Origin of the sequence: Actinomadura sp. 7K507 (assembly GCF_004348425.1) — a bacterium.
In the GTDB taxonomy this organism is placed as follows: domain Bacteria; phylum Actinomycetota; class Actinomycetes; order Streptosporangiales; family Streptosporangiaceae; genus Spirillospora.
In genome coordinates this window covers 1-12,748 of the sequence record NZ_SMKK01000256.1, presented here as the reverse complement: position 1 = coordinate 12,748, position 12,748 = coordinate 1, and the positions used below count along the sequence as shown (strand labels likewise).

The window sequence follows — 12,748 nt, the reverse complement described above, 5'->3', positions numbered from 1 at the left end:
GCACCGCCTCGGAGGGCGCCACCTGCCCCGGGGCCTGCTTCGGGGGGTGGGGACGGAACGTCCCGGGGTAGGACGGCGCCAGCTGCTTGATCTTGTGGGGCCGGCCGGAGTCGATCACCCAGCCGTAGCAGACGCCCTGCGCGTCGGCGGCCGTGGAGAGCTGCTCGACCAGCCGTCCCGTCTGCTGCGGCCCGAAGACGGGCGCGTCCTTCGCCGGCTTCTTGTCGAAGACGCCCTCGTCGTACAGGCCCCACACGATCCCGCCGGCCACGAGAGCGACGATGACGGTGAGGCATCCCCACCCCTGCGCCTTCGCCTTGCGCTGGTCGGCGGGGCTCTGGTTCCCGCCCGTCCGGTTCCCGGCAGAGCCCTGCGACGGCCGTCCCCGGCCGCCGGCCTGGCCCCCTGCCTCGCCGCCGCCCTTCGTCACTTGCCTCCTCCTCCGGGGCCGCCACCGCGGAAGGACGCCGCCTTGCCGCCGGGCCCGCCCCAGGTCCCGCCGACGGCGGCGTGGTAGCGGGCGTATCCGCGATCGGGGTCGTCGACGGTTATCCGGGAGCCGCCCGCACTCGGGAGGACCCCGACGACCGCGTTGTAGTAGCGCAGGTAGATGCCGTTGGGGGTGTAGACCCGTTCGTCCGTCTTGTTCTCATCGACGATCTCCCCGGCCACCACCAGCGGGCTCTTCTCGGAGGAGTACGTACGGTCCGACACCTTCTTGTAGTCGTCGGCGATGTCGTCGCGGGGCGAGACCTTGCCGGCGAACGTCGCGATCAGCAAGGTGATCGCGCCCAGCGAGGCGAGCAGGCCCGCCCCGATCAGCGGCCCCTTCATGCTGCGGCGACTCAGGAGACCGCGCCCGCGACGATCGCGGCGACTCCGAGGTCGGCGGCGGCGACGACCCAGCCGGCGGGGTGGATCTTCGCTCCGGTGCCGTCGGCGTCCACCAGCGTCGCGCCCAGCTTGCCCGGGGTCGTCACGTCGAGGAGCAGGAACGCGATGACCATGAGCAATATGCCGCAGCCGCCGAACACCGCCGTGTCGATCAGGCCGGAGCTGAGGTCGTCGTCGCTGGTGATGATCGCCGTGGTGACGATCGCGCCGACGCTGATCAGCTTGACCGCGAGCAGCAGCGCGGCGCCCTTGTTCCCCTCGGTCCAGATCTGCCTGCCGAGCTTGCCGGGCGTCGTCACCTCCACCACCAGGTAGCCGAGCGCCATCAGAGCGATGCCGACCGCGCCGTAGGCGAAGGTCGCTCCGATCTCCTGCAGTATGTCCTCGTTCATTTGTCGCTCCTCATTTGCCCGACCCTGGTCCGCCGCCGCGGAACGACGCGGCGCCGCTGCTCGTCCATCCGTTGCTGCCCGGGCTCCGCCAGACCCCCGCGACATGCGTGCCGTAGCGGCTGTAGCCGCGGCGCGGGCTGTCGAGGGTGATCCGGCTGCCCGACCCGTTCGGCAGGATGCCGACGACCAACTTCGGATACCGCATGAAGATGCCGCCCGCGGCGCCGCGGGTGCCCATGCTGTTCACGGTGTCGATCGGCCTGAACTTGCGGCTGATCTCCGAGGAGACCGCCTGCGGAGCCTTCGACGCCCGGTAGGTGTCCGGCCCCGTCCTGGAGTACTTGTCGGCGATCCAGTCCCGGTTCGAGGTGCCGCAGCCCCCGAGCGCCGTGACCGTCAGGGTGGCGGCGGCCACTGCGCCCGCCACCCGGTATCTGCTGTTCACGATGGTCTCACCAGCCGGCTCCGCGTCATCACGATCTCCCGGGTCTGGGGGTAGGCGTGCCACGTCCGCCAGCCGATCCCCGTCTCCTCCAGTGCGTGGTCTTCGATTGCCAGGGCGGTCACGGCGTGCCGCGAACCGGGAAAGTCCCCGGTCAGGGCGTCGCCGCGGTCCGCCAGCCGCGCGCAGACCGCCTCGACCGCACGGGCGAACGCCGTGCCGTCGCTGTGGGCGGCCGTCGTCGCCGCGAAGTCGTAGGTCCAGCCCGGCACGCTGGTGCTCGCGCGCCCCGGCAGCGGCTCGGCGTCACCGGGCAGGCACGCCACCGTCTCGCTGAGCGGCCCGGCGATGACCTGGTGGGACGCGCCGAGCAGCCGCAGCTCCACCGTCAGGCCGCCGCACTCGACGGGCAGGACGGCGAGTGCGTCCAGGGGCGCCAGCCCGAGGGCGAACGAGAGCGCGTCGGCGCTGGCGTCCAGGTAGGGGGTATCGAGGGTCGCCCGCAATGTCAGCTACCGCCACCCGGGTAGATCGTCATGGACCCGGTCGGGACGCGTTCGCCCAGCCCCGCCTCCCACTGGCCGCCGCCGTACTGCTCGAACGACAGGTACTTGCCCCGGGGGCCCTCGTAGTCGACGTACTCGACGCGTCCCTGGACGCCGACGCCGGTCGTGCCCTCGCTGGTGTAGTCGGCCGTGCCGTGCTCGTCGCGGCGATACTCCACGCCCTCGACGGTGATGGTCCGCTCGCTGGGGGTCATGTCGCCGATGTCGTGCTCGGTCCACCAGACGACCTCGAGGTCGGGGTCCTCCTCGACGGAGATCCACACCTTGGCGCCCTCGATGGTGTCGGCGTCGAGGAGATGCTCGCTCCAGGTGAAACCGCCCTCGCGCAGCCGCACCGATCCGCGCACGAAGTAGCGGACGCCGAGATACTCGACCATGTCCCCCGCCTTCAGCGTCCGCGGGTCGCCCGCCACCTGGTCGCCGGGCGCGAACGGATCCTTCGGCGCCGCCGGGGCGGCGGGTGCGGGGGCCGGTGCCTGGCGGCGTCTCAGCAGGACGAGGATCAGCACGACCAAGGCGACCAGGATCAGCACGAGCAGGATCACTATCGCCGTTCCACTCACGGACACCTCCATCGTTTCGTCCAGAACCCGGGCACAGACCCGCGGATCCTATCCATCGTGGCCGTCCAAGCCCACACGGCGTTCAGACGTATCAAACGAGTACTCGGTTGCATATAGAAACTCACCAATCGACACGAAACCGAAGCTCGCAGGCCAGGCCGTGATCGAGGGTCGTTTCCGGTGCGGAGGGCCCGCCCGCCAGAGGGCGGGAGCGTGCGTCAGAGCCGGTCGGCGGCGGCGGCGACGCGCTCGTCGGTGGCGGTGAACGCGACCCGGATGTGCCGGGCGCCGGCCGGGCCGTAGAACTCGCCCGGCCCGACGAGGATGCCGAGGGACGCCAGGTGCGCGACGGTGTCCCAGCACGGCTCGTCCCGCGTGGCCCACAGATAGAGGGACGCCTCCGAATGGTCGACGCGGAAGCCGTGCCCCTCGAACGCGGCGCGCAGGGCGGCGCGGCGGCGCGCGTACCGCGCCCGCTGCTCGTCCACGTGCGCGTCGTCGTCGAACGCCACCGCCATCGCCGCCTGCACCGGGGCGGGGACGATCATCCCCGCGTGCTTGCGGACCTCCAGCAGCCGCTTGACGATCGCGATGTCGCCCGTGACGAAACCGGCGCGGTAGCCCGCCATGTTGGAGCGCTTGGACAGGGAGTTCAGGGCGAGCAGGCCCTCATGGGACCCCTCGCACACGTCCGGGTGGAGGATCGAGACCGGCGGCTTCTCGTCGTCCCAGCCGAACTCCAGGTAGCACTCGTCGCTGACGACGATCGCGCCGCGGCCGCGCGCCCACGCGACGACCTTGCGCAGGTGCTCCGCGGGCAGCACCTTCCCGGTCGGGTTGGACGGCGAGTTCACCCAGACGATCTTCGGCGACACCGGGCCGAGGGAGAGCAGCCCGTCCGACGCGACGGGCGTCGCCCCGGCCAGCCGGGCGCCCACGTCATAGGTCGGGTAGGCCAGTTCGGGGAAGACGACCCGGTCCCCGGGGCCGGCGCCGAGCAGCGTCGGCAGCCACGCCACCAGTTCCTTGGTGCCGATGACCGGAAGCACCGCGTCCGGGTCGGCGCCCGACACGCCGGCGCGGCGCCGCAGCCACCCCGCGGCCGACTCGCGCAGCCGCGGCGTCCCGTAGGTCTGCGGGTACCCGGGCGCGTCGGCCGCACCGGCCAGGGCCGCCCGGACCGGCTCGGGCGTGGGGTCCACGGGCGTCCCGACCGACAGGTCGGCGATGCCGTCCGGATGGGCCAGCGCCCGCTCCTTGTACGGCGCGAGCCGATCCCACGGGAAGTCCGGCAGCGTGAACACGTCCCACTCCTGCTTTCTGGAAACGCACGGGCCCTGGAAAACCCGGGGCCTCTGAAACACGGACCCCTGAAACACGGGGCTCTGAAACACGGGCCCATCGGAAACCCGCGGGGCCGTGACCTCCCACCAGCGTGGGACGCCACGACCCGAAACGGCACGGCCCGCTACGACACGGGCCGCAGGCGGCCCCGGGTGCGCCCCGCAGGACGCTCCCCCGGCGCCGGACGGCCCTCAGTCGTCGTGTTCCTGCGGGGGCAGCGCGGAGACGATCGGGTGATCCTTGTCGATCTTCCCGACCTTGGACGCACCGCCCGGCGACCCGAGGTCGTCGAAGAACTCCACGTTGGCCTTATAGAAGTCCTTCCACTGCTCAGGCGTGTCGTCCTCGTAGTAGATCGCCTCAACCGGGCAAACCGGTTCGCACGCACCACAGTCGACGCACTCATCCGGGTGGATGTAGAGCATGCGCTTGCCCTCGTAGATGCAGTCGACCGGGCACTCCTCGATGCATGCCTTGTCAAGCAGATCCACGCAGGGCTGCGCGATGACGTAGGTCACGTCGGTGACTCCTCTCGGGTTTCCGGCCCCGCCGCACGTCACGGCTCACCGCAAGCTCGCTGTGACTAGTATGGCCGCCACGGCGCCGTCCATTCGACACGGGGGTCCCACATGTCAGGCCGCTTCGCCGCGCGCCTCGTGGTGTCCATCACTAGCACGGACGTGGGGCAGCGGATCTCGCTGCGCCGCCGCGTGCCAACCGGAGAGTACAGCGACGTGGTCGGCGTACTCGAATCCTGGTCCGGCGGAACGCTCACGGTGCGCCGCCGCGACGGCGAACTCGTCGAGGTTCCTGAGGAAGCCATGGTCGCGGCGAAGGTCGTCCCGCCGCAGCCGCCGCCCCGCCGCAGGCCCCGCGACCAGGGGTGACGCGCCGCCCGGCGGCGGGCTCAGCGGACGTCGAGCCGGTGCAGGGCCTCGCGGGCCAGCGCGTCGGCGGCGGCCACGACCTGCTCCTTCGGCCGCCGAGCGCTGTGTTCGACCTCGACCAGCACGTTGGCCCGGCGTATCACGAGCTGGACCTCGGTCACTCCATTGGCCCGGCCCACGGTGACGGACTGCCAGGCCTGGTCACCGAGACCGGCCACGTCCCCCATGACGATCATCCCGTCCTCGGCGCCGCCGGGAGACTGCCGCGCGGACTCCGCCTTGCTCTCCTTGGCTTCCGCATAGTCCGTACGGGCTTTCTCCGCGGCCCCCGTCAACGTGGTCCGGCGCACCAGATACAGCTCCAGGCCGACACTGTCCGAGCCGTCGGTGTTCGGGCCTGAGCGGTAAGGAAGACGCCTAAGAGCAGCACAGGTGCGAACATCGCGACGAGGCGGGCGCCGGCGGCGACGCCGAGCATCCCGGCGAGGAGGGCGATGACCGCCACCGGCGCGGCCCACAGCAGCGGCCTCCGCGACGGCCGCAGGGTCACCAGCCCGTTCGGCGACCGGGGCGCGGCCTCCTCCCGGGGAATCCGATCAGCGGGCGGGGGGTTCCACCCGGTGCCTCCAAGGGGTTTGATCTTCGACGGGGGAACCCCCTGAGACGACGGGACGGTGACTCAGGTTCGCCTGATCGCCCGTCGCGCCCTCACTGCCCCGGGTTCGGGGACGTCCCGGTCGGGGACGTCCCGGTCGGGGACGTCCCGGTCGGGGTCGGCTCCGGGGCGGTACCGGTCGGCGAGCCGGGCGTCGGGCTCGCCGACAGGGGCTCGGCCTCCACAGGGGCCTCGGTGTAGGTCTCCCTCGGCTTGAGTTGCTCGCCCCGGAACATCTCCGTCACCGTGACGAGCGTGAATCCTCGCTTCTTCAGGCCCTCCACCACCTTCGGGATGGAGTCGACGCTCTCCTTGTGGACGTCGTGGTAGAGGACGATGCCGCCGCGTTCCGGCTTCGTGATGCCGACCTTGGTGTCGCGGCTGACACTCCGGAACTGCCAGTCCTTCGTGTCTACGCTCCAGAGGATCTGCGGCATCCCGACGGTGCGTCCGACCTCGTCGTTGGTCGCCCCGTAGGGCGGGCGCATCAGCGCAGGTTCGACACCTGAAGCGTTCCTGATGGCCTTCTGCGTCCGCTCTATCTGTGACCTCACTTCCTTGGGCGACAGCCCGGTGAGATCAGGGTGCGACCAGGTGTGGTTGGCGACCTCGTGCCCCTCCAGCGCCATCCGCCGCACCACGCCCGCATGTTCCTGGACCACCTCGCCCAGCATGAAGAACGTGGCGCGCACACCGCCCGCCTTCAGCGTGTCCAGCAGCCGCGCGGTGTGCGGGCCGGGGCCGTCGTCGAACGTCAGCGAGACGCACTTCACCCGGTCGCAGTCGATCTTCCTGGGCGGCGGCGGCTTCGCGGGCGGACGACTGGTCTGCTCCCCGACCGCCGCCTGCTCTCCCGCGTGCCGGGCCTGCTTCTCTTCGCCGCCCCAGCATCCGGCGACGAGCAGGAGCAAGCCCCCAGCAACAGCAAGATTCCCGATTCGCACCACGCACCCCCGAACGTGTTGCCTCGGGCGTCTTCATACCCTCCGTAACACTGGCAACACAGGTCACCAAGGTCCGCAATGTCAAGATCGTCCTTGACCCGGCGATCACCCGATCCATCATGCAAAGGCCTCGCGGCGGGAGATCACCCGGGGGTCCCTAACCAGCGGCGGCCCACTGGAAAAAGCCTGGCGGGAACGTCAGGGGGTGGGCCAGTCGGGGACTTCGGGCGGGAGGTCCTTGCTGACGCGCATCGGGAAGACGGCGTCGCGTTTCTCCAGGAAGGACGAGACGCCCTCCATGGCGTCGGCGCCACCGCCGAGAGCGGCCATGAGGCGGGAGTCGGCGGCGTGGGCGTCCCACGGGGACGGGGCGGACAGGCCGGACCACATGAGGCGGCGGATGGCGGCGATCGAGAGCGCGGACGTGTTGTCGGCGATCTCCCGGGCCAGGGCATAGGCGGCGGGCAGGAGCTCGCCGGGGGCGAGGACGCGGGAGACGAGGCGGCCGTCGAGAGCCTCCTGGGCGTCGAAGACGCGGCCGGTCGCGGCCCATTCCATGGCCTGGGCGATACCGACGAGGCGGGGCAGGAACCAGCTGGACGCGGCCTCGGTGACGATGCCGCGCCGGGCGAACACGAAACCGAACCTGGCCTTCTCGCTGGCGAGGCGGATGTCCATCGGCAGGGTCATCGTGACACCTACGCCGACGGCGGCGCCGTTGAAGGCGCCGATGACGGGCTTGAGGCAGCGTGCGATGCGGAGCGCGACCGTGCCGCCGCCGTCGCGCGGGGTGCCGTCCTCCAGGACGTCGTCCTCACCGGCGTACATGTCCAGGGACTTGTCCTTGTCGAAGGTGTCGCCGCCGCCGCTGAGGTCGGCGCCCGCGCAGAACGCGCGGCCCGCGCCGGTCACGACGACCACGCGGACGTCGTCGTCGGCGTCGATCCTGTCGAAGACGTCCAGCAGCTCGTTGCGCATGGTGAACGTGAAGGCGTTCATCTTCTGCGGCCGGTTCAGCGTGACCGTGGCGATCCCGTCCCGAACCTCGTATTCGATCTCTGTGTACGGCACCTGCGACCCCTCTCGAACCGGACTGGACAGAATCAGATTCTAGGAACACGCGTCCGGGGGCCGCCGGTCAGGTGCGGGCCTCCGGGAACAGGCGGAGCAGGACGTCCCGGCGCCAGTGATCGAGATCCTGGCCGGCCGGCGGCTCCTGGCCGGCCGGCGGCTCTTGGCCGGCCGGCGGGACCGGAGTCAGCTCGCCGTCGCCCGCCGGTGTGAGACTGATCTCTATGTCCGGATGCAGGGTGATGCGCTCGGGGATCTCGGCGGAGGCGGCGAGGCGCTGCGCCAGGGCGGCGAGGACGCGCGCCCAGCCCTGCCCCAGATAGGGCGGGAGGCCTTCCACGCGAAGCTCCGGCATGCCCCTGGCGGAAAGGCCCGATGTCCGCAGGGTGAGACCGTCCGGTCCCTCGGCACCCAGGATCCGCACCTCGGACGTGACGTCCACCATCGCAAACGCCACCTCCGCGCTCGGGTTTGTCCGATAAATTATGACAGTGAATTGGGCCGTGACGACGTACGACTCCGCCTTCGGGTACGTCTCCGCGCACGGCGCGCCCCTGGTCGACCTGCTCGATCCGCAGCCCGGCGAACGGGTCATCGATCTCGGGTGCGGGACGGGGACGTTCAGCGCGGAGATCGCCGAGCGTGGCGCCGAGGTGCTGGGCATCGACGGCAACCCCGACATGATCGCGCAGGCGACCGCCTCGAACCCCGGGCTGTCCTTCATCGTCGGCGACGCCGCCGACCTCATCGTCGGCGAGTCGTTCGACGCCGTCGCCTCGAACGCGGCGCTGCACTGGATGAACCGCGACCCCGACGCCGTGATCGGGCGCGTGTACGCGGCGCTGCGTCCCGGCGGGCGGTTCGTCGGCGAGCTGGGCGGCGCCGGGAACTGCGCCGAGCTGATCGTCGCGATGCAGACCGCCTGGCGCGTGTTCGGCCTGGGCGAGCCCGACCTGCCCTGGTACTTCCCCACGCCCGCCGAGTACGCGGCCAAGCTGGAGGAGGCCGGGTTCACGCTGCGGCTGCTGGAGCACGCCGAGCGCCCGACCCGGATGACCGAGGGCCCGGGCGGCGCCGCCGACTGGGTCCGCGCCTACGCGGCACGCGCCCTCGCGGACGTCCCGCCGGAGGTGGTCGACCCGCTGCTCAGCCGGGTGAACGACCTGGCCGCGCCGGCGCTGCGCCGCGAGTCCGGATGGGTCGCCGACTACGTGCGGCTGCGGTTCGCCGCCGTCCGCAAGGCCGACAGCGCCACACCGCCGCCGGCCGTGCCGTTCCCCTCCGACCCGCAGCTCTGACCCGCAGCTCTGACCCGCCGCCGTCCGCCCGGGCGGCCCGGCCCAGTGGCCCAGGCATCTAGTGTTGAGGCATGCTGCGGCTGCACGACCATCGCACCGGGCGGACGGAGCCCCTGCCCGCCGGACGCGGCCTGCGCGTCCAGGTCCTGGACGGCGCGGGACGTCGCGCGCTGGTCGTCACCGACCTGCTGCGCAGGGTCGCCGGACGGGCGGGGCGGCGGGTCCGGGTCGTGAGCACCCCGGCCTTCGCCGAGGAAGACGACTGGTCGGACTACAACATCGCGCCGTTCGAGGTGCTCGACGCTCCGATCCCGGACGCCGACGTGCACGTCTCCCCCGGCGGCGACACCGTCCGTGACTCCCTGACCCTGACCGTGCCGCACGAGACCGGGGCCTGGACGCCGGCGGACGCGCTGTCCGTGCGGCTGGCGATGCTCCAGGCCCCCTACCGGGAGCCGCTGGAGCTGTCCGACGCGACGGTGTCCCAGGCCGCCGAGCGGCTGGGCGGATGGCGCGCCGCCGTCGCGGAATGGGCGACGGCTCCCGGCCGTCCGATCAACCGCGAGTACGCGACGGCCGCGGAGACCGCACTGGCCGACGACCTGAACAGCCCCGCCGCGCTCGCCGTCCTCGACCGGCTCCTCGCCGACGCGGACGTGCCGCCGGGCGCGAAGCTGGAGACGTTCATCCACCTCGACCTGATCCTGGCGCTCGGCCTCGTCTCCGCGATCGGGAGCGGCTGAACATCGCGGGCGCCTGAACCGCCCGTCCGCCGCAACCGGCCCCCTGATGGCACCTTTCGGGCAGGTTAACCGCACGGATCAAGATATTGCGGCGTGACTCGGGCGTTCGCGACGCTCAAGGGGGGCTAACTTCTTATGTCGTGCCGACCGCCGCACCCGAGTCCGACCCGCCCGTACCGATCGATCCCGAGCCGCCGCCACCCCGGCGGCGCCGTCGCCATGTCCGGACGCTGATGGCGGCGGCCGTCGCGATCGTCGTGCTCCTCTGCACGGTCGTCGGCGGAATCGGCTGGTACTTCGCGGGCGTCGCCATCGAGGTCGACCGCACGGCCCAGTACCCGCTCACCATCGTGGACGCGGGCAACGGCACCGTCACACTCCCCCGCGACGCGACGACGGAACGGCCGGGAACGTGGGCCCTGGTCTGGGACGGCGGACGCGCTCTGCTGGGGCCCGTCACCGGAGGGGACGAGGCAACGGTCGTACGGAACGTCTCGTCCGTTGTCGAGGGCACCCTGGCGAAGGGAGCCCCCGCGATCATCGACCACTGGGTGTACGACGGCGACCCCGGCAAGGCGCTCAGACTGCCGTTTCAGGACGTCACCTATCCGTCCAGGGTCGGCCCGATGCCCGCGTGGGTGATACCGGGGACGTCGCCCAAGAGCACATGGGTCATCGGCGTCCACGGACGGAACGCGGACAAGGCGGAGACGTTCCGCGTCATGCGCGCCGTCCACAAGGCGGGCCTGCCGATGATGTCGATCGCGTACCGCAACGATGTGGGGGCGCCGTCCTCCAGCGACGGAAAGAACCATCTGGGTGACACGGAATGGCAGGACATCGTCTCCGCCATGGGCTACGCACGCGCGCACGGCGCCACGGGTGTCGTGCTCTATGGCTGGTCCATGGGCGGCGCGATGGCCCTGGCGACCCTGCGCAAGGATCCGTCGTTCATCCGTGGGGTCGTGCTCGACTCACCCGTGCTGGACTGGAGCGCCACGCTCGACATGCAGGGCGACGCCCGCAACCTGCCCGGCTTCATCACGGGCGTGGCCAAACGCGTCCTGGAGTGGCGCATCGGCATCGACCTGACCGACTTCGACCACCGCCGGTACGCGCCGAAACTACGGACACCCGTCCTGCTCTTCACCGCCACCGACGACGCCACGGTCGCCAACAGCTCCGCCTACACGTTCTCCAGCACGGCCCCGCCCGGCATGGTCACCCACATCACCACACCGGGCGGACACACCGAATCATGGAACGTCGACCCCACCGCCTACGAACGGACGCTGGCGACCTTCCTCAAGAGACACCGTTGACCATCCGGCCGGCCTCGGCGAGCAGCTCGGCCTGACCGCGCCGACCGGACGGGAACGGCATGCCGATGACCCGGTGCGCCCCCGCGGCCGCCAACTCCGCGAGCCGCTCGGCCGCCTGAGCCGGGCCACCGGTCAGCAGGCTCGCCCGCGCGGCCTCCTCGCTCATCCCGTAACCGGTGAGCGACCGGACCTGCGCGTGGATCTCCGCGGCGGGCACATCACCGAGACCGAAACTGAGCCCGACGGTCACCCTCGGGGCGGGACGTCCATACTCGGCCGCCAGCTCCGCGAGCCGCTCCACCCCGGCCGCGACGGCCTCGGGCGTGGAGAACGCCGGATACCACTCGTCCGCGAACCGGGCCACCCGGCGTTCCGGGCCGCTGCCGATCAGGACCGGCGGCATCTCCGCGGGCGGCGACAGCGTCACGTCCTCTCCGTCCAGCCTCGTGGGTTTCCCCTCGACGAGGCTCGGCAGGACCTCCAGCGCGGCGTCCGTCCGCGCGCCGCGCTCAGCGAAGGGCACGCCGACCGCACGGAACGCCGAGTCGCCGTGCGCGGGGCCCCCGCTGCCGACACCGAGCAGCACCCGTCCGCCTGACAGATGCTGCAAACTGGCGATCTGCTTCGCGGCCCACGCGACCTGGCGCAGCGGCAGCACCATCACACCGAACCCGACCTTGATCTGCTCCGTCACCGCCGCGGCCGTCGCCAGCACCAGCGTGGCATCGAGGAACGGCCGGACGGGGATCAGGTGGTCACCCGCCCAGACCGACTCAAGCCCGACCTCCTCCGCGTGCCGGGCATGCTCCGCGACCGTCGCCGTCACGTCCACCCCGTGGGCGGGCAGATTCAGGCCCACCTTCAGCCCGGTCACCGCCGGACCTCCAGAAGCGTCTTGCCGACAGTGGAGCGCGACTGGATCCCGGCGTGCGCGTCGGCCGCCCCGTCCAGGGGGAACCGCTGCCCGATCACCGGCCGCAGCCTCCCCGCGGCCGCCTCCGCGAGCGCAATGCGCGTGAACTCCCGCAACTCCTCTGGAGTGGCCTCCGGCCGCACAAGCGTCACGCCGCGTCCGGCCGCGTCCTCCTCCGGAACATCGGCCCACTCACCGCTCGCGAGACCGAAGCTGACCATCCGGCCGCCGCGCCGGAGCAGGGTGAACGCCTCGCGCGCCACCTTTCCGCCGACCCCGTCGAAGACGACGTCCACGTCCCCGACCTTCTCCGCCCAGCCCGGCTCCCGGTAATCGGCCACCTCGTCCGCGCCGAGCCGCAACGGCACTTCGGCCTTGCGCGCCCCCCCGGCCGCCGCGACGACCGTCGCGCCCGTGGCCTTCGCCAGCTGGACGAGCAACGTCCCCACCCCACCGGCCGCCGCCTCCACCAGCACCCGCTCGCCCGGACGCGGATCGGCGGCCCGCAGCATCATCGTCGCCGTGCGCCCGTCCGCCAGCAACGCCACCGCGTCGTCGAGCGCAAGCCCGTCCGGCACCTCGAACAGGCCCGCCGCGTCCACGGCGGCCAGTTCGGCGTACGCCCCCGAACCGCCCGTGCCGCTCACGACCCGCCGCCCGACCAGCGCGCCGTCGACCCCCTCACCGACCGCCGTCACCACGCCGCCGACCCCG

18 protein-coding genes are annotated in these 12,748 nt (G+C 71.7%); 4 read left to right on the top strand and 14 right to left on the bottom strand.

Features of this window, described 5'->3' with window-relative positions:
- The 8 genes from E1285_RS37720 to fdxA all read right to left on the bottom strand — a co-directional run.
- A partial coding sequence (locus E1285_RS37720; RefSeq protein ID WP_207947112.1) for a hypothetical protein occupies positions 1-430 on the bottom strand: 430 nt, incomplete at its 3' end.
- Entirely contained in the window at positions 427-834 is a 408-nt protein-coding gene (locus E1285_RS37715) for a DUF4247 domain-containing protein (RefSeq protein WP_132159387.1), read from the bottom strand. The genes E1285_RS37715 and E1285_RS37720, both read right to left, overlap by 4 nt.
- Positions 835-845: 11 nt before the next feature.
- Entirely contained in the window at positions 846-1,286 is a 441-nt protein-coding gene (locus E1285_RS37710; RefSeq protein WP_132159386.1) for a DUF350 domain-containing protein, read from the bottom strand.
- Positions 1,287-1,296: 10 nt separating this feature from the next.
- Complete coding sequence (locus E1285_RS37705; protein WP_165966923.1) at positions 1,297-1,731, bottom strand: DUF4247 domain-containing protein; 435 nt, start codon at positions 1,729-1,731, stop codon at positions 1,297-1,299.
- Positions 1,728-2,234, bottom strand: a complete 507-nt coding sequence (locus E1285_RS37700) for a DUF2617 family protein (protein ID WP_132159384.1) — start codon at positions 2,232-2,234, stop codon at positions 1,728-1,730. The genes E1285_RS37705 and E1285_RS37700 overlap by 4 nt, the downstream gene beginning before the upstream one ends.
- A gap of 2 nt (positions 2,235-2,236) precedes the next feature.
- On the bottom strand, positions 2,237-2,857 hold the full coding sequence (locus tag E1285_RS37695) for a DUF4178 domain-containing protein (protein ID WP_243723326.1): 621 nt from the start codon (positions 2,855-2,857) through the stop codon (positions 2,237-2,239).
- Between the two features lie 218 nt (positions 2,858-3,075).
- Entirely contained in the window at positions 3,076-4,161 is a 1,086-nt protein-coding gene (gene dapC, locus E1285_RS37690) for a succinyldiaminopimelate transaminase (RefSeq protein WP_132159382.1), read from the bottom strand.
- A gap of 231 nt (positions 4,162-4,392) precedes the next feature.
- Entirely contained in the window at positions 4,393-4,719 is a 327-nt protein-coding gene (fdxA, locus tag E1285_RS37685) for a ferredoxin (RefSeq protein ID WP_132159381.1), read from the bottom strand.
- 111 nt (positions 4,720-4,830) lie between these two features.
- On the opposite strand from fdxA, the gene E1285_RS37680 reads away from it, so the two are divergent.
- Positions 4,831-5,088, top strand: a complete 258-nt coding sequence (locus E1285_RS37680; RefSeq protein ID WP_132159380.1) for a hypothetical protein — start codon at positions 4,831-4,833, stop codon at positions 5,086-5,088.
- A 20-nt stretch (positions 5,089-5,108) separates the two neighbouring features.
- On the opposite strand, the gene E1285_RS37675 is transcribed toward E1285_RS37680, so the two are convergent.
- The 4 genes from E1285_RS37675 to E1285_RS37660 form a co-directional block, all read right to left on the bottom strand.
- Entirely contained in the window at positions 5,109-5,438 is a 330-nt protein-coding gene (locus E1285_RS37675) for a hypothetical protein (protein ID WP_132159379.1), read from the bottom strand.
- A 358-nt stretch (positions 5,439-5,796) separates the two neighbouring features.
- A complete protein-coding gene (locus tag E1285_RS37670; protein ID WP_243723325.1) occupies positions 5,797-6,654 on the bottom strand; it encodes a polysaccharide deacetylase family protein in 858 nt (285 codons plus the stop codon).
- 231 nt (positions 6,655-6,885) lie between these two features.
- Complete coding sequence (locus E1285_RS37665) at positions 6,886-7,758, bottom strand: crotonase/enoyl-CoA hydratase family protein (protein WP_132159377.1); 873 nt, start codon at positions 7,756-7,758, stop codon at positions 6,886-6,888.
- Positions 7,759-7,825: 67 nt separating this feature from the next.
- Entirely contained in the window at positions 7,826-8,203 is a 378-nt protein-coding gene (locus E1285_RS37660) for a hypothetical protein (RefSeq protein WP_132159376.1), read from the bottom strand.
- 46 nt (positions 8,204-8,249) lie between these two features.
- On the opposite strand from E1285_RS37660, the gene E1285_RS37655 reads away from it, so the two are divergent.
- The 3 genes from E1285_RS37655 to E1285_RS37645 all read left to right on the top strand — a co-directional run bounded on the left by E1285_RS37655 (position 8,250) and on the right by E1285_RS37645 (position 11,121).
- A complete protein-coding gene (locus E1285_RS37655) occupies positions 8,250-9,056 on the top strand; it encodes a class I SAM-dependent methyltransferase (RefSeq protein ID WP_243723324.1) in 807 nt (268 codons plus the stop codon).
- 71 nt (positions 9,057-9,127) lie between these two features.
- A complete protein-coding gene (locus E1285_RS37650) occupies positions 9,128-9,799 on the top strand; it encodes a hypothetical protein (protein WP_132159374.1) in 672 nt (223 codons plus the stop codon).
- A gap of 140 nt (positions 9,800-9,939) precedes the next feature.
- Positions 9,940-11,121, top strand: coding sequence for an alpha/beta fold hydrolase (locus tag E1285_RS37645; protein ID WP_132159373.1), 1,182 nt, complete (start codon positions 9,940-9,942; stop codon positions 11,119-11,121).
- On the opposite strand, the gene E1285_RS37640 is transcribed toward E1285_RS37645, so the two are convergent.
- Both E1285_RS37640 and E1285_RS37635 read right to left on the bottom strand, forming a co-directional pair.
- Positions 11,105-11,995: an LLM class flavin-dependent oxidoreductase gene (locus E1285_RS37640; protein ID WP_207947111.1), complete on the bottom strand. Its 891-nt coding sequence runs from the start codon at positions 11,993-11,995 to the stop codon at positions 11,105-11,107. The two genes, E1285_RS37645 and E1285_RS37640, sit on opposite strands and share 17 nt — an antisense overlap.
- Positions 11,992-12,748: zinc-binding dehydrogenase (locus E1285_RS37635; RefSeq protein ID WP_132159372.1), on the bottom strand; the 757-nt coding region annotated here is incomplete at its 5' end. The genes E1285_RS37635 and E1285_RS37640, both read right to left, overlap by 4 nt.